This window comes from Actinokineospora spheciospongiae (genome assembly GCF_003182415.1).
GTDB classification, from domain to species: Bacteria; Actinomycetota; Actinomycetes; order Mycobacteriales; family Pseudonocardiaceae; genus Actinokineospora; species Actinokineospora spheciospongiae.
Genome location: NZ_QHCP01000003.1, coordinates 197,190 through 217,488 on the forward strand (window position 1 = coordinate 197,190; position 20,299 = coordinate 217,488).

The following is a 20,299-nucleotide window of genomic DNA, read 5'->3' on the forward strand; positions in this document are numbered from 1 at the left end:
TACACCCGTTTCACCAGACCCCGGCGCCGGTGTCCCACGCGGGCGCTGCGCGGACGGGCCGCTCCCGGCACGCCCTAGACTGGGCGGCATGACGACTTCTTCGATCAGCAGGCGCAAGGCTGGCGAGGACGCCGAGGTGATCGTCGTGGGCGCGGGCCCCGCAGGTTCGACCGCGGCCACCTACCTCGCCCGCGCGGGCCTGGACGTCCTGCTGCTCGAGAAGAGCACCTTCCCCCGCGAGAAGGTCTGCGGCGACGGGCTCACCCCCCGCGGCGTCAAGCAGCTCATCGACCTCGGCGTCGACACCAGGGAAGAGGCGGGCTGGCTGCACAACCGCGGCCTGCGCGTGGTCGGCGGCGGGGTCACCCTGGAACTGGACTGGCCGGACCTGGCCACCTTCCCCCCGTACGGCGTCGTCCGCCCCCGCCAGGACTTCGACGAGATGCTGGCCCGCACCGCCCAGCGCGCGGGCGCCCGCCTGCTGGAGCAGACCACGGTCACCGGCGCCGTCACCGACGACCGCACCGGCCGCGTCGTCGGCGTGACCGCCAAGGCGGGCCCGGACAAGACCCCGGTCACCTACCGCGCCCCGCTGGTCCTGGCCTGCGACGGCGTCTCCGCCCGCCTGGCCCTCTCGGTCGGCCTGGACAAGATCGAATCCCGCCCCATGGGCGTCGCGGTCCGCCGCTACTACGCCAGCCCCCGCAGCAAGGACGACTACCTGGAGTCGCACCTGGAGCTGTGGGACCGGTCCGACCCGGCCAACCCGGTCCTGCTCCCCGGCTACGGCTGGATCTTCGGCATGGGCGACGGCACCGTCAACGTCGGCCTGGGCATCCTGTCCACGTCGAAGGCGTTCGGCAGCACCGACTACCGCAAGCTGCTGACGTCCTGGCTGGACGGAACCCCCGAGGAGTGGGGCTTCCGCGAGCACAACGCCACCGGCAAGATCGGCGGCGCGGCCCTCCCCATGGGCTTCAACCGCACCCCCCACTACCGAGACGGCCTGCTCCTGGTCGGCGACGCGGGCGGCATGGTCAACCCCTTCAACGGCGAGGGCATCGGCTACGCCATGGAGTCGGCCAGGATCGCCGCCGAGTGCGTCATCCAGGCCCTGGCCCGCGCCGAGGGCCCGGCCAGGGAGAAGGCCCTGCACGGCTACCCGGTCGCCCTCCAGCAGGCACTCGGCAGCTACTACCGCTTGGGCAACATCTTCTCCAAGCTCATCGGCAACCCGAAGGTCATGGCCCTCGCCACCAAGTACGGCCTCCCCCGCCAGACGCTGATGAAGCTCGTGCTCAAGCTCCTGGCGGGCCTCTACGACCCCAAGGACGGCGACGCCTTCGACAAGGTCATCGTCGCCGCCACCAGGATGGCCCCCACCGTCTGACCGGGCGCTGAGTCGCCGACCTGTTGCCCCGCAACCGAAGCCCGGGGCTGCTGTGGCGTGATGGAGGACTCGATGGGTGCGTTCGACGTGCCGCTGGATGATGAACGCACCCAACTGGACGCGTTCGTCGAGGAGTACCGCGCCGCCGTCGAGGCGACGCTGGACTCCCTCACGGAGGAACAGGCCCGCCGCGCACTCGTCCCGTCGGCGACGACGCTGCTCGGGCTGCTCAAGCACGTCACGTGGATGCAGCGGGTGTGGTTCGAGGAGTGCGTGGGCGGCACGCCCCGCCGGGAACTCGGCCTGGTGGGAAACCCGGACGAGTCCTTCCGCCTCGCCGACGGCGACACCGTCGCCTCGGTCACCGCGGCCCACCGGGAAGCCTGCGCCACGGCCAGGACCGCGGTCGCGGACCTGCCGCTGGACACCGTGGTGACCGGCCACCGGACCGGACCGCGCACGCTCCGCTGGGTGTACCTGCAAGTCCTGTGGGAACTGGCCCACCACTGCGGCCACGCCGACATCCTCCGCGAACAGGTCCTCACCGACTGAGTTCACCCACCCGCAGTTCTGGGCTCCCTCGCGCGACCACCCTCCGAACTCCGGAAAGAGACCACCAAGAGACACCACCAAGCAACACATCGCCCGTTCGTGCAAGACCGTCAACCCGGTTTTTTTCTCAATCGTCCGCCTTCCGGGCGCTTTGTGACGACAGAAAAACCCGTGAACGGCAGCAAGCCCCCGACCGTATGGCCGGGGGCTTGCTGCCGTTCACGAACGCCGTGGCCTGACCCGCTCACACGGGGGGGACGATTCCGGGAAAGTGTCCCACGGTCTGACAGTGTGGGCACGGGCGTCCATTGTCCACCGTGCGAGGTACACCACCGATGATGGCGAGCTTGGGGTCCGCGATCAGGCCCCCGCCGCCACACAGCACGCACACCGTGTGGGTCTCCGACGGGACCTCCACGTCGTCGCCTGTCTCGTCGTCCCCGTAGCCGCCGTTCATCTGTGCCGCCTCACTGGTTCGTCATGCGTCCACCCACTGCGACCCGTCGCACTGCGGGCGCGTGATCTTCTCGTCCACTGTTCCGCCGCGCCCGCCCGTGCTCGCGGCGCGCTGCACGGTCACCACCCCCGGCTGGGTGTAATAATTTCCGGATCGACTTGTGAGATGGAACATCCGATCGGGCAATCTGCCAATCACCGCTCCAATGGGCACACGGCACGATCCGCACCACAGGCATACCGCCACGTCTTTGGCATTGAGACCAGATTCTGCGCTCATGGGTTGGGCGCTGATCGGCCATCCGCCTCGGGTTGCGGCTCTCGGTCCCGTTTCGCCGAGGCGGTGCCCGGTCGGCGGATGTCGATCTTGATCTATGGGTAACTCAGAGATGATCTTGTCTGCGGGCAGCCTCGGAGGAGTGAGAAGCAATACACCCGTACTGGTGAGTCCGCCCAGGTCACGGCCATGAGAATGGTCACGCAGAGTTGTCCGGGACCCAGGGTTTCGCGTTGTGAGCCGCGTCCTACACTGGCCCCGATGCTTGTGAACCCGTTCACACCAGGCTGCGCCAGCTTGTGAATGTTTTCACAATCATCACCCGATCGCATGGTATGGGTTAGGGCTGCCTAACAACGGGTGGTGTGACCGATGCCCCATAGGGTTCGGGCCGGAGGAAGCGGGAAAGGACGACGGAGTGCCCATGCTCGTAGCCCAATCTTCGGACGTGTCGTCGGACCTGGGGATCTACCTCCCCCTGGTGGTGATGTTCGCGCTGGCCGCGGCGTTCGCGGTGTTCTCCGCGCTCCTGGGACCCCTGGTCGGGCCCAGCCGCTACAACCGGGCGAAGTTCCAGGCCTACGAGTGCGGCATCGAGCCATCGCCGCAGCCGGTGGTGGGCGGTGGCCGCGTGCCGGTCGCCTACTACCTGACGGCCATGCTGTTCATCCTGTTCGACATCGAGATGGTGTTCCTCTACCCGTTCGCGGTGTCGGCGGACGTCCTCGGTCTGTTCGGACTGGTCGAGATCTTCTTGTTCATCGCGACGGTCGGCTTCGCCTACGCCTACGTGTGGCGGCGCGGCGGCCTCGACTGGAACTGACGGGAGGCACTGAGGTCATGGGACTCGAGGAAAAGCTCCCCAACGGCATCATGCTGGCCAGCTTGGAGAAGCTGGTGAACTGGGGCCGCAAGAACTCGCTGTGGCCCGCCACCTTCGGGCTGGCCTGCTGCGCGATCGAGATGATGACGACCGGCGGACCCCGCTACGACATCGCCCGGTTCGGCATGGAGGCCTTCCGCGCCTCGCCGCGCCAGGCCGACCTGATGATCGTCGCGGGCCGGGTGACCAACAAGATGGCCCCGGTCCTGCGCCAGATCTACGACCAGATGGCCGAGCCGCGCTGGGTGCTGGCCATGGGCGTGTGCGCCTCCTCCGGCGGCATGTTCAACAACTACGCCGTGGTGCAGGGCGTCGACCACATCGTCCCGGTCGACATGTACCTGCCCGGCTGCCCGCCGCGGCCGGAGATGCTGATCGACGCGATCCTGAAGCTGCACGCCAAGATCGGCGACGAGCCGATCAACGCCGCCCGGGCCGCGATCCGCGCCCAGAGCGGCGCCCGCACCGAGCTCATCGCGTCCACCGTGAAGTACGCGAAGAAGTGAGGTGAACCCGAATGGCTGACGATCCCACCACCCCAGACCCCACCACCCCCGAGTCCGACGCCGGTCACGAGATCGGCGGCGCGGACTCCTCCGCCCAGCAGCCCGACGAGGGCTTGCAGGTCACCGGCCCCGGCGACGCCGAGCCCAAGGCCCCGCTGGTCACCGGCCGCACCCGCTCCGGCATGTTCGGCATCAGCGGCACCGGCGACACCTCCGGCTTCGGCGGCCTGCGGCTGCCCGCGTTCAGCCCGGCCCCGGCCGAGCGGCCCTACGGCGGCTGGTTCGACGAGTTCGCCGACGACCTCACCGCCGCGATGGCCAACCGGGACATCCCCGCCTCCGCCGTGCAGCAGGTGACCGTCTCGCACGGCGAGATCACCTTCTACGTGCGCCGCGAGCACCTGCTGGAGCTGTGCCGCACGCTGCGCGACGAGCCCGCGCTGCGGTTCGAGCTGTGCAGCTCGGTGTCCGGTGTGGACTACGGCGTGGACGTGCCGCAGCGGCTGCACTCGGTCTACCACCTGACCTCGATGACGTTCCGCCGCCGCATCCGGCTGGAGGTCGCCCTCGACGTCGACGACGCGCACGTGCCGTCGGTCGTCGAGGTCTACCCGACCGCCGACTGGCACGAGCGCGAGGCGTGGGACATGTTCGGCATCGTCTACGACGGCCACCCCGCGCTGACCCGCATCCTCATGCCGGACGACTGGGACGGCCACCCCCAGCGCAAGGACTACCCGCTCGGCGGCATCCCCGTCGAGTACAAGGGCGCGGAGATCCCTCCGCCCGACCAGCGGAGGTCGTACTCGTGACCACCTCACACGGGACCAAGGCCGAGAACCTGTCCGACGCCGCCACCGGCACCGACACCACCGCCGAGGGCAGCGACAGCACCGCCCAGGCCGACTACGCCCAGGAGCGCGAGACCACCGAGGGCCGCGTCTACACGATCACCGGCGGCGACTGGGACGACGTGCTGGAAGACGCGATCCACGACGAGCGGATCGTGATCAACCTCGGCCCGCAGCACCCGTCGACGCACGGCGTGCTGCGGCTGGTGCTGGAGCTGGAGGGCGAGACCGTCACCCAGGCCCGGTCGGTCATCGGGTACCTGCACACCGGCATCGAGAAGAACTGCGAGTACCGCACCTGGACCCAGGGCGTCACCTTCGTGACGCGCATGGACTACCTGGCGCCGCTGTCGAACGAGGCCGCGTACTGCCTGGCGGTGGAGAAGCTGCTCGGCGTCGAGGCGCCGCGGCGCGCGCAGGTCATCCGGGTCATCCTGCTGGAGATCAACCGGATCAGCTCGCACCTGGTGGCGCTGGCCACCGGCGGCATGGAGCTGGGTTCGCTGACCGCGATGACCTCCGGGTTCCGCGAGCGCGAGGAAGCCCTGCACCTGCTCGAGCACCTGACCGGCCTGCGGATGAACCACGCGTTCATCCGCCCCGGCGGCGTCGCCCAGGACCTGCCGGACGACTACGCGAGCAAGATCAGCGAGTTCGTCAAGGTGATGGAGAAGCGCCTGCCGGACTACGACAAGCTGCTCACCGGCCAGCCGATCTGGCGCAACCGGCTCAAGGACGTCGGCTACCTCCCGGTGGACGCCTGCCTGGCGCTGGGCATCACCGGTCCGGTGCTGCGCAGCGCGGGCCTGGCCTGGGACCTGCGCAAGGTGGAGCCGTACCTCGGCTACGAGGAGTACGACTTCGAGGTCCCGACCGACACCGCCGCGGACTCCTTCGCCCGCTACCTGCTGCGGCTGGAGGAGATCCACCAGTCGCTGCGGATCATCAAGCAGGCGGTGAAGAAGCTGGAGCCCGGCCCGGTCATGGTGGCCGACCAGAAGATCGCCTGGCCCGCCAAGCTGTCCATCGGCGCCGACGGCATGGGCAACTCCCTGGAGCACGTCCGCAAGATCATGGGCCAGTCCATGGAGTCGCTGATCCACCACTTCAAGCTGGTCACCGAGGGCTTCGCGGTCCCGGCGGGCCAGGTGTACGTGCCGGTCGAGTCGCCGCGCGGGGAGTTGGGCTACCACCTGGTCTCCGACGGCGGCACCCGGCCGCTGCGCGTGCACGTGCGCGAACCCAGCTTCGTCAACCTCCAGGCCATGCCCGCGATGAGCGAGGGCGGCATGGTCGCCGACGTCATCGCGGCCGTCGCCTCGCTCGACCCGGTGATGGGGGGATGTGACCGATGAGCAGCACCGGTTCCACCTACGGCGGCTCCGGCGTCGGCGCCGGGGACACCCACCAGGCGACGGTGCGCGACACCGACGTCCTGGGTGTCTCCCCGGTCCCGGCCGAGCACCTGGTGGCCGAGTACGTCGAGGACCTGGGCGTCTTCGACCCGATCGTGGGCAAGGCCCAGGCGATCATCACCCGCTACCCGCAGTCGCGCTCGGCGCTGCTGCCGATGCTGCACCTGGTGCAGTCGGTGGAGGGCAGGGTGAGCCAGGCGGGCATCCAGTTCTGCGCCGCGCAGCTCGACCTGACCGCGGCCGAGGTCAGCGCCGTCGCGACCTTCTACACCATGTACAAGCGCAAGACCTGCGGTGAGCACCTGGTCAGCGTGTGCACCAACACCCTGTGCGCGGTGCTCGGCGGCGACGACATCTACAAGGCGCTCGGCGAGCACCTGGGTTCCGACGGGAAGAAGCTGGGGCACAACGAGACCGCGGGCGAGCCGGGGGAGCCGGGCTCGATCACGCTGGAGCACGCCGAGTGCCTGGCGGCCTGCGACCTCGGCCCGGTCATCCAGGTGAACTACGAGTTCTTCGACAACCAGACCCCGGAGTCGGCGGTCGCCCTGGTCGACGCGCTGCGCGCGGGCGAGAAGCCCGCCCCCACCCGGGGCGCCCCGCTGCGCGACTTCCGCACCGCGGAGCTGGAGCTGGCCGGGTTCTGGCCGGAGGACGAGGCGGACTACCGCGCCACTGTGGACGGTCCGAGTGCCGCGGTGGAGACCCTGCGCGGCGCCAAGCTCGCCGAGGACCGCGGCTGGACCGCCGTGCCCTACCCGGACGACGTGCCGCTGCCGGAGGTGGAGAAGAAATGACCGAACCGACTACCGCCCCGGGCCCGAACAAGCCCGCGCCGGTCACCCCGGTCCTCACCAAGCGCTGGCTCTCGCCCACCTCGTGGTCGATCAAGACCTACGAGCAGCTCGAGGGCTACACCGCGCTGCGCAAGGCGCTGGGCGGGACCCCCGAGCAGCTCGTCGAGCTGGTCAAGGCCTCCGGCCTGCGCGGCCGCGGCGGCGCAGGGTTCCCGGCGGGCGTCAAGTGGTCGTTCATGCCGCCCAACGAGGACAAGCCGCACTACCTGGTGATCAACGCCGACGAGGGCGAACCCGGGACGTGCAAGGACATCCCGCTGATGATGGCCGACCCGCACTCGCTGATCGAGGGCTGCGTCATCGCCTCGTACGCGATGCGCTCGCACCACTGCTTCATCTACGTGCGCGGCGAGGCCCTGCACTGCATCCGCCGCCTCAACGCGGCGGTGCGCGAGGCGAAGGCCGCCGGGTACCTGGGGACGAACATCCTCGGCTCCGGGTTCGACCTGGAGATCACCGTGCACGCGGGCGCGGGCGCCTACATCTGCGGTGAGGAGACGGCGCTGCTCGACTCGCTGGAGGGCCGCCGCGGCCAGCCCCGCCTCAAGCCGCCGTTCCCGGCGGCGGCGGGCCTCTACGCCGCGCCCACCACGGTGAACAACGTCGAGACCATCGCCAGCGTTCCCTTCATCGTCAACGGCGGGTCGGACTGGTTCCGCACCATGGGCACCGAGAAGTCGCCCGGCCCGAAGATCTACTCGATCTCCGGGCACGTCACCAACCCCGGCCAGTTCGAGGCGCCGCTGGGCACCACGCTGCGCGAGCTGCTGGAACTGGCCGGTGGCATGAAGGACGGCATCCCGCTGAAGTTCTGGACGCCGGGTGGCTCGTCCACGCCGATGTTCACCGCCGAGCACCTCGACGTCCCGCTGGACTTCGAGGGCGCGGCCGGGGCGGGGTCCATGCTGGGCACCACCGCGGTGATGGTCTTCAACGACACCGTGTCCGTGCCGTGGGCGGTCATGAAGTGGACCCAGTTCTACGAGCACGAGTCCTGCGGCAAGTGCACCCCGTGCCGCGAGGGCACCTACTGGCTGACCGGCATCCTGGAGCGGATGGTCGCCGGCCAGGGCACGCCCGCCGACATCGAGACGCTGCTCGACATCTGCGACAACATCCTGGGCCGCTCGTTCTGCGCCCTCGGTGATGGCGCGGTCAGCCCGATCACCAGCGGCATCAAGTACTTCCGGGACGAGTTCCTCGCGCTCTGCGACCAGAACGCGAAGACCTCCGCCCCAGCACTCGCGGGAGCGCACTCATGACGATCGCGCCGGAGAACCCCACCACGACCGAGAAGCCGCCGGTGCCCGAGGGCCACGTGCGGCTGGTCATCGACGGGGTGGAGGTCGACGCGCCCAAGGGCGAGCTGGTCATCCGCACCGCCGAGCGGCTCGGCATCACCATCCCCCGGTTCTGCGACCACCCCCTGCTCGACCCGGCAGGCGCCTGCCGCCAGTGCCTGGTCGAGGTGGAGATGGGCGGGCGGCCGATGCCCAAGCCGCAGGCCTCCTGCACCATCACCGTCGCCGACGGCATGGTGGTCAAGACCCAGATCACCTCCCCGGTCGCCGACAAGGCCCAGCAGGGTGTGATGGAGCTGCTGCTCATCAACCACCCGCTGGACTGCCCGATCTGCGACAAGGGCGGCGAGTGCCCGCTGCAGAACCAGGCCATGGCGCACGGGCGCACCGAATCCCGCTTCGTCGAGACCAAGCGCACCTTCGCCAAGCCGCTGCCGATCTCCACCCAGGTGCTGCTGGACCGGGAGCGCTGCGTGCTCTGCCAGCGCTGCACCCGCTTCTCCGCGCAGATCGCGGGCGACCCGTTCATCGAACTGCTCGAACGCGGCGCCCAGCAGCAGATCGGCATCGCCGAGGAGAAGCCGTTCCAGAGCTACTTCTCCGGCAACACCATCCAGATCTGCCCGGTCGGCGCGCTCACCTCCGCCGCCTACCGGTTCCGGTCGCGGCCGTTCGACCTGGTGTCCACGCCCAGCGTGTGCGAGCACTGCTCGTCGGGCTGCGCGCAGCGCACCGACTGGCGGCGCGGCAAGGTCATGCGCAAGCTCGCGGGCGACGACCCGGAGGTGAACGAGGAGTGGCTGTGCGACAAGGGCCGCTTCGCGTTCCGCTACACCGGGGTCGGCGACCGGGTGACCCGGCCGATGGTCCGCGACCGCGCGACCGGTGAGCTGGTCGAGACGAGCTGGACCGACGCGCTCCAGGTCGCGGCCGAGGGCCTGGCCAGGGCGCGCGACGGCCAGGGCGCCGCGGTGCTCACCGGCGGTCGGCTGACCGTCGAGGACGCCTACGCCTACGCCAAGTTCGCCCGGATCGCGCTGGGCACCAACGACATCGACTTCCGGGCCCGGCCGCACTCGACCGAGGAGCTGGACTTCCTCGCCGCCGCGGTCGTCGGCACCACCCCGGAGACCGGCGTCTCCTACGCCGACCTGGAGGCGGCGCCCGCGGTGCTCACCGTGGCCTTCGAGGCCGAGGAGGAGTCGCCGATCGTGTTCCTGCGGCTGCGCAAGGCGGCCCGCCAGAACAAGACCCGGGTGTTCCACGTCGGGCAGTGGACCAGCCCCAGCGCGGAGAAGACCTCCGCCACCCTGCTGGCCTGCGCCCCGGGCGCCGAACCCGCCGCGCTCGACGGCCTGGGCACCCACGCCCCGGACGCCGCCGCCGCGCTGGGCGCCCCCGGTGCGGTGGTCCTCGTCGGCGAGCGCGCCGCCGAGGTGCCCGGCCTGTTCAGCGCCGTGCTGCGGCTGGCCGGGACCACCGGCGCCAAGGTGGCCTGGGTCCCGCGCCGCGCCGGTGAGCGCGGCGCGCTCGACGCCGGTGCCGCGCCGACCCTGCTGCCCGGCGGGCGCCTGGTCAGCGACCACCGCGACCGCGCCGCGGTCGAGCAGGTGTGGGGCCTGGCCGAGGGCAGCCTGCCCCCGGCTCCGGGCCGCGACACCGACGGCATCCTCTCCGCCGCGTCCGTTGGCATGATCGACGGCCTGGTCGTCGGCGGTGTCGACCCGTTCGACCTGGCCGACCCGCAGCTCGCCGAGCGGGCGCTGGCCGCCACCGGGTTCGTGGTGAGCCTGGAGCTGCGGCACAGCGCGGTCACCGCGCACGCCGACGTGGTCCTGCCCATCGCCCCGGCGGTGGAGAAGTCCGGCTCCTACGTCAACTGGGAGGGCCGGGTCCGCCCGTTCGGCAACACCCTGTCGGGCACCGGCGCGCTGCCGGACTGCCGGGTGCTGGACTCGCTCGCCGTCGAGATGGACGTCGACCTGTTCACCCAGACCCCGGCCGCCAGCGCGGCCGACCTGGCCAGGCTGCCGTCCGTGGCGCGCACCACCCCCGCCCCCTCGGTCGCGGCCGAACCGGTCACCCCGGCCGCCGGGCAGGTCGTGCTGTCGACCTGGCGGATGCTGCTGGACGACGGGTCGCTCCAGGTGGACGAGCCGCACCTGGCGGGCACCGCCCGCCCGGTCGTGGCCCGGGTCTCGCCCGGCACCGCCGCCGCGCTGGGCGTGGCACCGGGTGGCGAGGTCAGCGTCTCGACCAACCGGGGCGCGCTGACCCTGCCGGTGCTGATCGCCGACCTGCCCGACGGCGTGGTCTGGCTGCCCGCGAACTCGCCCGGCTCGGCTCCCCGCCGGGTCCTCGGGGCTGGCCACGGCGACGTGGTGTCCGTGAACGCTGGAGGCAACGCATGACCAGGGCCCAACTGCTCGCGGACGACCCGCTCTGGCTGATCCTGATCAAGGCCGTGGCGCTGCTGCTGCTCGGCGCCCTGGCCACCATGGCGATGATCATCCTGGAGCGCAAGATCGTCGCCAGGATGCAGCACCGCCCCGGCCCCAACCGGGTCGGGCCCAACGGCTGGTTCCAGTCCATCGCGGACGCGATCAAGCTCCCGTTCAAGGAGCAGATCATCCCGGACACGGCCGACCGGAAGGTCTACTTCCTGGCGCCGATCATCTCCACCATCCCGGCGTTCCTGGCCTTCTCGGTGATCCCGTTCGGCCCGGAGGTCTCGATCTTCGGCGAGCGCACCGTGCTCCAGCTCGTCGACCTGCCGGTCGGCGTGCTGGTGGTGCTGGCCTGCTCCTCGCTCGGCGTCTACGGCATCGTGCTCGCGGGTTGGGCCTCCGGCTCGCCGTACCCGCTGCTGGGCGGTCTGCGCTCGGCGGCGCAGGTGATCTCCTACGAGATCGCCATGGGCCTGTCGATCGTGGCGGTCATCCTCTACACCGGATCGCTGTCCACCGGCGACATCGTCGACGCGCAAGCCAGTGGCTGGTACTTCTACCTGCTGATCCCCAGCTTCCTCATCTACTGCGTCTCCATGGTCGGTGAGACCAACCGCGCCCCGTTCGACCTCCCCGAGGCCGAGTCGGAGCTGGTCGGCGGCTTCCACACCGAGTACAGCTCGATGAAGTTCGCGCTGTTCTTCCTCGCCGAGTACGTCAACATGGTCATCGTCTCCGCGTTCTGCACCACGCTGTTCCTCGGCGGGTACATGGCGCCGTGGCCGGTGTCGCTGATCGGGGACAACTACTTCAACACCGGCTGGTGGCCGCTGCTGTGGTTCTTCACCAAGACCTGGTTCTTCCTGTTCGTGTTCATCTGGCTGCGCGGCACCCTGCCCCGCATGCGCTACGACCAGTTCATGCGGCTGGGCTGGAAGATCCTGGTCCCGGCGAACCTGGTGTGGATCGTGCTGGTGGTCGCGCTGCGCGCGTTCCGCAACGAGGCCGAGATCTCCGCGACGACGATCCTGGTCGCGGGCGGCATCGTGCTGGTCGTGTTGATCGGGCTCAGCTTCCTGCTGCCCGACCGCGCGGCGCCGGACGAGGACTCCGACCGGGTGCCGGTCACCGGCGGCGGCTACCCGATCCCGCCGCTGGACCTGGTCGTCCCGGACAAGGACGCCGCGGCCCCGCGCCGGGTGCGCCGCAAGCGCCAGACCGCGTCGGTCGGCGCAGGCGCCGAGAAGGAGACTGAGCAGTGAGCATCTTCGATCCCTTGAAGGGCTTCGGGGTCACCTTCAGCACGATGTTCAAGAAGGTCGTGACTGAGGAGTACCCGGAGAACTTCCCCGGCACCGCGCCCCGCTACCACGGCCGCCACCAGCTCAACCGGCACCCGGACGGGCTGGAGAAGTGCGTCGGCTGCGAGCTGTGCGCGTGGGCCTGCCCGGCGGACGCGATCTTCGTCGAGGGCGGCGACAACTCCGACGACGAGCGCTACTCCCCGGGGGAGCGCTACGGCGCCGACTACCAGATCAACTACCTGCGCTGCATCGGCTGCGGCCTGTGCATCGAGGCCTGCCCGACCCGCTCGCTGACCATGCTCAACGACTTCGAGCTGGCCGACGACGACCGGCAGCGGCTGATCTACACCAAGGAGGAGCTGCTCGCGCCGCTGCTGCCCGGGATGGAGCAGCCGCCGCACCCGATGCGCCTCGGTGACAACGAGCAGGACTACTACGTCAACGGCCCGCAGCTCGCCCGAGGGGAGACGCCCAAGTGAGCGCCACCATGCTCCTCGCCCAGCAGGGCGCCGCCACCGTCTCCACCGGTGAGGCCGTGTCCTTCTGGGTCCTGGGCCCGCTCGCCCTCGCGGGCGCGCTGGGCATGATCTTCGCCCGCAACGCGGTGCACTCCGCGCTGTTCCTGGTGATGACGATGCTCAGCCTCGGCTGCATCTACATGGTCCAGCAGGCGCCGTTCCTCGGCTTCGTGCAGATCATCGTCTACACCGGCGCGATCATGATGCTGTTCCTGTTCGTGCTGATGCTCGTCGGCCGCGACGCCTCGGACTCGGTGGTCGAGGTGCTGCGCGGGCAGCGGCTGTGGGCCGGGGTCCTCGGCGTCGGCCTCGCGGTGCTCATCACCGGCGCCGTGGCCCGCTCGCTGATCGACGTCACCGACCAGGGCCTCGCCGCCGACACCGCCAACGGCGGTCGCGGCAACGTGGCCAACATCGGGCAGCTCATCTTCTCGGACTACCTGTTCCCATTCGAGCTGACCTCGGCGCTGCTGATCACCGCCGCCGTCGGCGCGATGGTCCTGGGCTACGTCAACCGCGAGCAGCGCGGCCGCAGGACGCAGAAGGAACTGGTCGAGGCCCGCTTCCGCGGCGAGCACGACCGGCCGTCCCCGCTGCCCGGCCCCGGCGTGTTCGCCACCGCCAACTCGGTGGCCACCCCGGCCCTGCTGCCCGACGGCTCGGTCGCCCCGGAGTCGCTGTCGCGGCTCATCGAGTCCACCACCGCGGACAAGCTCGCGGCCGAGCGCGAGTCCGTCGCGGGCACCGGCCCGGCCGCCGGGACCCGCGCCCTCGCCCCCGGCAAGGAGGAGTCGCGATGACGCCGACGTACTACCTGCTGCTGTCCGCGCTGCTGTTCACCATCGGCGCCGTCGGCGTGCTGGTGCGGCGCAACGCCATCGTCGTGTTCATGTGCGTCGAGCTGATGCTCAACGCGGTGAACCTGTCGCTGGTGACCTTCGCCCGGCTCAACGGCGACCTGCACGGGCAGGTCATGGGGTTCTTCGTGATGGTCGTCGCGGCCGCCGAGGTCGTGGTCGGCCTGGCGATCATCCTGTCGATCTTCCGCACCCGCCGGACCGCGTCGGTCGACGACTCGAACCTGCTGAAGTACTAAGGGGAACTCGGTGACCGGAACGTTCAACCTGGCGCTGGACACCCAGCCCGCGGCCGGGGCGGCGAGCGCGGCCTGGCTGCTGCTGGTCCTGCCCGCCCTCGGCGCCGCCGTCCTGCTGATCGGCGGCAGGCGCACCAACAAGTGGGGCCACCTGCTCGGCAGCGGGATGGTCATCGCGGCCTTCGCCTACGCGGTGGTGCTGTTCTTCGACACGACCTCGCTCGCGGCCGAGGACCGGCTGCGGGACCTGCACCTGTTCGACTGGATCTCGGTCAACCAGCTCTCGGTCGACTTCGGCCTGCGGCTGGACCCGCTGTCCATCACCTTCGTGCTGCTGATCACCGGTGTGGGCTCGCTGATCCACATCTACTCGATCGGCTACCTGAACCACGAGCTGGAGGACCGGCGCCGGTTCTTCGCCTACCTGAACCTGTTCATCGCGGCCATGCTCCTGCTGGTCCTCGGCAACAGCTTCGTGACGCTCTACTTCGGCTGGGAGGGCGTCGGTCTCGCGTCCTACCTGCTCATCGGCTGGTACCAGGGCAAGGACTTCGCGGCCACGGCGGCGAAGAAGGCGTTCCTGATGAACCGCGTCGGTGACGTCGGCCTGGCGCTGGCGATCTTCCTGATGTTCAAGACCATGGGCTCCACCCAGTACGACGTGGTGTTCAGCCAGATCGGCGACCAGTCCACCGGCACCATCGTGGCGATCGGCCTGCTGCTGCTCCTCGGTGCCTGCGGCAAGTCCGGCCAGTTCCCGCTCCAGGCCTGGCTGCCGGACGCGATGGCCGGTCCGACGCCGGTGTCCGCGCTGATCCACGCCGCGACCATGGTGACCGCGGGCGTGTACCTCATCGCCCGCTCCTCGCCGCTGTACTCGCTGCCGCAGGCCGAGGACGCCCGACTGGTCGTGATGATCATCGGTGCGATCACGCTGCTGCTCGGGTGCGTCATCGGCTGCGCCTACGACGACTTCAAGAAGGTCCTGGCGTACTCGACGGTCAGCCAGATCGGCTACATGATCCTGGCCGTGGGCCTCGGCCCGGCCGGGTACGCCTTCGGCATCCTGCACCTGCTCACGCACGGCTTCTTCAAGGCCGGGCTGTTCCTCGGCGCCGGGTCGGTCATGCACGCCATGAACGACGAGGGCGACATCCGGCGGATGGGCGGGCTGTGGAAGAAGATGCCCGTCACGTTCGTCACCTGGACCCTGGGCTACCTGGCGCTGATCGGCTTCCCGTTCCTGTCCGGGTACTTCTCCAAGGACGAGATCATCAACGCCGCGCTCGGCCAGGGCGGCACCCGGGGCTGGGTCTTCGGCGGCATCGCGCTGCTGGGCGCGGCCCTGACCGCGTTCTACATGACCCGGCTGCTCATCCTGGTCTGGCTGGGCAAGCCGCGCTGGGAGAACCTGACCAGCCCGGCCACCCCGGACCCGGAGAGCCCCGAGGCGCCGGTCGGCAAGCCGTACCACCCGCACGAGTCGCCCAGCACGATGACCATCCCGATGATCATCCTGGCGTTCGGCTCGGTGGCGGGCGGCGCGATCCTGTCCGCGGTGCTGCCCGAGTGGCTGACCCCGGCCATCGGTGAGGTCGAGGAGACCCACGGCGCGCTGTCGCACACCATGGTCGGCATCCTCACCGTCGTGCTCGCCGCGATCGGCGCGGGTCTGGCGTTCCTGCTCTTCGGCAGGCGCGAGACCGCGGTCGAGCGGCCCAAGCGGGTGTCGTTCCCGGTCCGCGCCGCGCGCGCCGACCTGTTCGGCAACCACCTCAACGAGGCGCTGTTCGCCCGTCCCGGCACCTGGCTCACCCGGGCCCTGGTGTACGTGGACAACCGCGGCGTGGACGGTCTGGTCAACGGCATCGCGGCGGGCCTCGGCGGCAGTTCCGGCCGCCTGCGCCGCACCCAGACCGGGTTCGTCCGGTCCTACGCGCTGTCCATGCTCGGAGGGTCGATCCTGGTGATCGCCGCACTGCTGATGGTGAGGTTCGCATGACGTCGGCGACCAATTCCTGGGTGCTGGCAGCGCTGCTGCTGCTCCCGCTGGTCGGTGCGGGGGTGGTCACCGCGCTGCGGGCCGACGCCCGCACGGCCAAGCTGACCGCGCTGGGCTTCTCGCTGGCCGAGTTCGCCCTGGCCATCGCGTCCTGGGTGCTGTTCGACACCGGCGGCGCCCGCATCCAGCAGTCGTTCTCCTTCGACTGGATTCCGGCGTTCGGGGTGCACGTCTCCTTCGGCGTCGACGGCATCGCGCTGGTGATGATCGCCGTCATCGGCCTGCTGGTCCCGCTGGTGATCGGCGCGGGCTGGTCGGAGAAGCTGCCCGAGGGCCGCACCGCGGGCGGGTTCTTCGCGCTGATCCTGCTGGAGCAGGCGCTGACCGTCGGCGTGTTCGCCGCGACCGACGTGTTCCTGTTCTACGTGCTGTTCGAGATCATGCTGATCCCGATGTACTTCCTGATCGGCTCCTACGGGGGCGCGCGCAGGCAGTACGCGGCGGTCAAGTTCTTCCTGTACTCGTTCCTCGGCGGCCTGATCATGCTGGCCTCGGTCATCGCGCTCTACGTGATGTCCGCCGACGAACTGGGCTCGGGCACCTTCGACTGGGCCACCCTGGTCCGCACGGTCAGCGACGCGCCGCTGTCGACGCAGGTCTGGCTGTTCCTCGGCTTCTTCGTCGCCTTCGCCATCAAGGCGCCGCTGGTGCCGCTGCACACCTGGCTGCCCGACGCCACCGCGGAGGCGCCGATCGGCGTCGCCGTGCTGCTCGTCGGCATCCTGGACAAGGTCGGCACCTTCGGGTTCCTGCGCTACCTGCTGCCGCTGTTCCCGGCGGCCAGCGCGGAACTCGCCCCGCTGGTGCTGGTGCTCGCGGTGGCCGGTGTGGTCTACGGCTCGCTGCTCGCGGTGGGCCAGTCGGACATGAAGCGGTTCGTGGCCTACGTGTCGATCGCCCACTTCGGGTTCATCGCGCTGGGCATCTTCTCGTTCAGCTCGCAGGCCATGACCGGCTCGGTGACCTACATGGTCAACCACAGCATCGCCACCGGGATGCTCATCCTGGTGATCGGCATGGTCATCGCCCGCGGCGGCTCGTCGCGCATCGCCGACTACGGCGGCATGGCGAAGCTGACCCCGCTGCTGGCCGGGATGCTGCTCATCGCCGGGCTCAGCTCGCTGTCGCTGCCCGGCACGAACTCGTTCATCTCCGAGTTCCTCGTGCTCATCGGCTCCTTCCCGAAGGCGCCGGTCTACACGATCATCGCCACCGTCGGCATGGTCTTCGCCGCGCTCTACGTGCTCTGGCTCTACCAGCGGATCATGCAGGGGCCGCTGCGCGGCGCCGCGCTGGTCGGGGTCGAGCCGGGTGAGCCGGTCTCCGGGGGCAGCAGCGCCGGTGGCGCCCTCGCCACCGCCACCCAGACCGAGACCAAGAAGATCCTCGACCTGACCGGCCGCGAGAAGTGGGTCCTCGCCCCGCTGCTCGTGCTGATCGTCGGCCTGGGTCTGTTCCCCAAGCCCGTGCTCGCCACCGTGGCGCCCACCGTGGACGCCACGATGTGCGCGGCGGGCCAGGCCGACCCGGTCCAGTCCGCAGAGAGGCAGTCGCAGTGTCCGTGATGTCCTCGGTCCTGTTCCTCGCACAGGTCCAGCCGGTGCCGTCCCCGGCACCGGCCAAGATCGACCCGCCCGCGCTGGACGCGGTGTGGCCGATCCTGATCGTGCTGGCCGCGGCCTGCGTCGGCGTGCTGTTCGAGGCGTTCCTGCCCCGCCACCAGCGCTGGCCCGCCCAGGTCGCCCTGTCCCTGCTGGCGCTCGCCGGAGCGGGGGTCGCCCTGGCGACCTACCTGTCCGACGCGCCGGAGGCGGGCGAGATGGCCATGTTCAACACCCTCGCGGTCGACCGGCCCGCCCTGTTCCTGTGGGGCACGCTGCTGGCGCTGTCGGTGGGGGCGGTGCTGCTCATCGCCGACCGCTCGGTCGAGCCGGGCGGCGCGTTCGTGGCCACCGCGGCCATCCGGCCGGGCACCGTGCAGGACCGGGCGCAGGTCACCGCGACCGGGATGCAGACCGAGGTCTTCCCGCTGACGCTGTTCGCGCTCGGCGGCATGATGATCTTCTGCGCGGCCAACGACCTGCTCACCATGTTCATCGCGCTGGAAGTGCTGTCGCTGCCGCTGTACCTGATGTGCGGCCTGGCCCGGCGCCGTCGGCTGCTGTCGCAGGAGGCGGCGGTCAAGTACTTCCTGCTCGGCGCGTTCGCCTCGGCGTTCTTCCTCTACGGCGTGGCCCTGCTCTACGGCTACGCGGGCTCGGTGCGCCTGGCCGACATCTCCGCCGCCGCCGCGGGCACCGACCGCTCCGACACGCTGCTGTTCGCGGGCATGGGCCTGCTGGTCGTCGGCCTGCTGTTCAAGGCGTCGGTCGGCCCGTTCCACACCTGGACCCCGGACGTCTACCAGGGCGCCCCGACCCCGGTCACCGCGTTCATGGCCGCCTGCACCAAGGTCGCCGCGTTCGGCGGCATCCTGCGGGTGCTCCAGGTCGCGTTCGAGTCGACGCAGTGGGAGTGGCGCGGGGTGCTGTGGGGCGTGGCGATCGCGTCCATGGTCATCGGCGCGATCCTCGGCCTCACCCAGACCGACGTGAAGCGGATGATCGCCTACTCCTCGGTGGCGCACGCGGGCTTCCTGCTCATCGGCGCCATCGCGCTGACCGACCGGGGCCTGTCCGGCACGCTGTTCTACCTGCTCACCTACGGCTTCACCACGCTGGCGGCGTTCGGCGTGATCAGCCTGGTGCGCGACTCCTCCGGCGAGGCCACGCACCTGTCGCAGTGGGCGGGGCTGGCGAAGCGGTCGCCGCTGGTGGCCGGGGTGTTCACCTTCCTGCTGCTCGCCCTCGCGGGCATCCCGCTGACCAGCGGGTTCGTCGGCAAGTTCGTGGTGTTCGAGGCCGCGATCGACGACGGCATGGCCCCGCTGGTGGTGATCGCGCTGGTCGCCTCCGCGGTCGCGGCGTTCTTCTACCTGCGGGTCATCGTGCTGATGTACTTCAGCGAGCCCGCCGCGGACGGCCCGACCGTCACCGTTCCGGGCGCGTTCACCACCGCCGCGATCACCCTGGGCGTGTTGGTCACCCTGCTGCTGGGCATCCTGCCCTCGTTCGCCCTCGACTGGGCGGCGGGCGGGGCGTTCGCCATCCGGTAAAGCAGCGATCCGCGTGAGGGGCCGGGCACGGACTGTGCCCGGCCCCTCACGCGTTCGGGGACACCCTGTGGGGTCGGCCACGTTGTCAGTGGTCCGGAGCCCGCAGCGCGCGGTGAGGGTTCACTCGCCAAGTACGCTCGTTTCCGCGACCAGCCCACCCGATCAGGAGTGCCGAAGCAGTGACTGCCACCGAGAACTCCGCCCAGCCGGACCTGCCCGCGTTCCTCGGGCTCGACTCGGCTGACCCGGCGCTGATCGCCCGCGTCGGCGCGGACCTCGGCCGGGTCGAGGACCTGCTGCGCGCGGTCGTGCACAGCGACGTCGACTTCGTCGACCAGGCGGCGCTGCACCTGGTCAAGGCAGGCGGCAAGCGCTTCCGCCCGCTGTTCACCCTGCTGGCCGCCGAGGTCAACGAGGGCGCGACGGACGCCGTGGTCGCCGCAGCGGCCGCCGTCGAGCTGGTCCACCTCGCCACGCTCTACCACGACGACGTGATGGACGAGGCCACCATGCGCCGCGGCGACGAGAGCGCCAACGCCCGCTGGGACAACTCCATCGCCATCCTCACCGGCGACTTCCTCTTCGCGCACGCCTCGATGCTGGTCGCCGACCTGGGCCCGGTGGCCACCCGGGTGATCGCCGAAACCATGCGCGAGCTGGTGACCGGGCAGATGCGCGAGACCGTCGGCCCGCGCGACGACGACCCGATCGAGCACTACCTGTCGGTGATCGGGCAGAAGACCGGGTCGCTCATCGCCACCTCCGGCCGCTACGGCGGCATGTTCTCCGGTGCCCCCGCGGCGCAGACCGAGGCGCTGTACCGCTTCGGCGAGGTCATCGGCGCCGCGTTCCAGATCTCCGACGACGTCATCGACATCGCCTCACCCGCCACCGAGTCCGGCAAGACCCCGGGCACCGACCTGCGCGAGGGCGTCCGCACGCTGCCGATGCTCTACGCCCTCGCCGACGACGCCGACCCCCGGCTGGCCCGGCTGCTCGCCGGACCCGTCCACGACGACGCCGAGGTCGAGGAGGCGCTGGAGCTGCTGCGCCGCTCCTCGGGCCTGGAGCGCGCCCGCAAGACCCTCGACAGCTACGCCGACCGGGCGCACGCGGAGCTGGCCGCCCTGCCCGCCGGTGCCGCCCGCGACGCCCTGGAACTGCTCACACGCTACGTGGTCGAGCGCACGCGCTGAGCCACCTGGCGTGTCGCGGATTGTGACATCGCGG

General features: G+C 70.4%; 17 protein-coding genes. All 17 read left to right on the forward strand.

Annotated elements, in window-relative coordinates:
- Window positions 1–88: 88 nt before the first annotated feature.
- The 17 genes from DFQ13_RS08410 to DFQ13_RS08495 all read left to right on the forward strand — a co-directional run bounded on the left by DFQ13_RS08410 (window position 89) and on the right by DFQ13_RS08495 (window position 20,265).
- Window positions 89–1,390 (forward strand): geranylgeranyl reductase family protein, encoded by a 1,302-nt coding sequence (locus tag DFQ13_RS08410; protein ID WP_052020775.1) that lies wholly within the window; start codon window positions 89–91, stop codon window positions 1,388–1,390.
- A gap of 72 nt (window positions 1,391–1,462) precedes the next feature.
- On the forward strand, window positions 1,463–1,942 hold the full coding sequence (locus tag DFQ13_RS08415) for a DinB family protein (RefSeq protein ID WP_110079437.1): 480 nt from the start codon (window positions 1,463–1,465) through the stop codon (window positions 1,940–1,942).
- Window positions 1,943–3,099: 1,157 nt separating this feature from the next.
- Window positions 3,100–3,498 (forward strand): NADH-quinone oxidoreductase subunit A, encoded by a 399-nt coding sequence (locus DFQ13_RS08425; RefSeq protein ID WP_035279410.1) that lies wholly within the window; start codon window positions 3,100–3,102, stop codon window positions 3,496–3,498.
- 17 nt (window positions 3,499–3,515) lie between these two features.
- Entirely contained in the window at window positions 3,516–4,064 is a 549-nt protein-coding gene (locus DFQ13_RS08430; RefSeq protein ID WP_035279413.1) for a NuoB/complex I 20 kDa subunit family protein, read from the forward strand.
- Window positions 4,065–4,075: 11 nt separating this feature from the next.
- On the forward strand, window positions 4,076–4,876 hold the full coding sequence (locus DFQ13_RS08435) for an NADH-quinone oxidoreductase subunit C (RefSeq protein WP_052020776.1): 801 nt from the start codon (window positions 4,076–4,078) through the stop codon (window positions 4,874–4,876).
- The gene (locus DFQ13_RS08440) at window positions 4,873–6,270 is read left to right on the forward strand and encodes an NADH-quinone oxidoreductase subunit D (RefSeq protein WP_110079438.1); all 1,398 of its coding nucleotides are present in this window, start codon (window positions 4,873–4,875) and stop codon (window positions 6,268–6,270) included. Before DFQ13_RS08435 ends, DFQ13_RS08440 begins: the two co-directional genes overlap by 4 nt.
- Window positions 6,267–7,127, forward strand: a complete 861-nt coding sequence (nuoE, locus tag DFQ13_RS08445) for an NADH-quinone oxidoreductase subunit NuoE (RefSeq protein WP_052020777.1) — start codon at window positions 6,267–6,269, stop codon at window positions 7,125–7,127. The genes DFQ13_RS08440 and nuoE overlap by 4 nt, the downstream gene beginning before the upstream one ends.
- On the forward strand, window positions 7,124–8,449 hold the full coding sequence (gene nuoF, locus DFQ13_RS08450; RefSeq protein WP_035279417.1) for an NADH-quinone oxidoreductase subunit NuoF: 1,326 nt from the start codon (window positions 7,124–7,126) through the stop codon (window positions 8,447–8,449). The genes nuoE and nuoF overlap by 4 nt, the downstream gene beginning before the upstream one ends.
- On the forward strand, window positions 8,446–10,899 hold the full coding sequence (locus tag DFQ13_RS08455) for an NADH-quinone oxidoreductase subunit G (RefSeq protein WP_110079439.1): 2,454 nt from the start codon (window positions 8,446–8,448) through the stop codon (window positions 10,897–10,899). The genes nuoF and DFQ13_RS08455 overlap by 4 nt, the downstream gene beginning before the upstream one ends.
- On the forward strand, window positions 10,896–12,197 hold the full coding sequence (gene nuoH, locus DFQ13_RS08460; RefSeq protein ID WP_035279419.1) for an NADH-quinone oxidoreductase subunit NuoH: 1,302 nt from the start codon (window positions 10,896–10,898) through the stop codon (window positions 12,195–12,197). Before DFQ13_RS08455 ends, nuoH begins: the two co-directional genes overlap by 4 nt.
- A complete protein-coding gene (gene nuoI / locus DFQ13_RS08465) occupies window positions 12,194–12,718 on the forward strand; it encodes an NADH-quinone oxidoreductase subunit NuoI (RefSeq protein WP_110079440.1) in 525 nt (174 codons plus the stop codon). Before nuoH ends, nuoI begins: the two co-directional genes overlap by 4 nt.
- A gap of 8 nt (window positions 12,719–12,726) precedes the next feature.
- Entirely contained in the window at window positions 12,727–13,557 is an 831-nt protein-coding gene (locus tag DFQ13_RS08470) for an NADH-quinone oxidoreductase subunit J (RefSeq protein WP_035279615.1), read from the forward strand.
- Window positions 13,554–13,853, forward strand: a complete 300-nt coding sequence (gene nuoK / locus DFQ13_RS08475; RefSeq protein WP_035279422.1) for an NADH-quinone oxidoreductase subunit NuoK — start codon at window positions 13,554–13,556, stop codon at window positions 13,851–13,853. The genes DFQ13_RS08470 and nuoK overlap by 4 nt, the downstream gene beginning before the upstream one ends.
- Window positions 13,854–13,863: 10 nt before the next feature.
- Complete coding sequence (gene nuoL / locus DFQ13_RS08480) at window positions 13,864–15,855, forward strand: NADH-quinone oxidoreductase subunit L (protein ID WP_233427453.1); 1,992 nt, start codon at window positions 13,864–13,866, stop codon at window positions 15,853–15,855.
- Entirely contained in the window at window positions 15,852–17,480 is a 1,629-nt protein-coding gene (locus DFQ13_RS08485) for an NADH-quinone oxidoreductase subunit M (protein WP_110079441.1), read from the forward strand. Before nuoL ends, DFQ13_RS08485 begins: the two co-directional genes overlap by 4 nt.
- Entirely contained in the window at window positions 17,480–19,069 is a 1,590-nt protein-coding gene (gene nuoN, locus DFQ13_RS08490; RefSeq protein ID WP_035279622.1) for an NADH-quinone oxidoreductase subunit NuoN, read from the forward strand. The genes DFQ13_RS08485 and nuoN overlap by 1 nt, the downstream gene beginning before the upstream one ends.
- A 179-nt stretch (window positions 19,070–19,248) precedes the next feature.
- Window positions 19,249–20,265: a polyprenyl synthetase family protein gene (locus DFQ13_RS08495; protein WP_035279425.1), complete on the forward strand. Its 1,017-nt coding sequence runs from the start codon at window positions 19,249–19,251 to the stop codon at window positions 20,263–20,265.
- The last annotated feature ends 34 nt before the right edge of the window (window positions 20,266–20,299 follow it).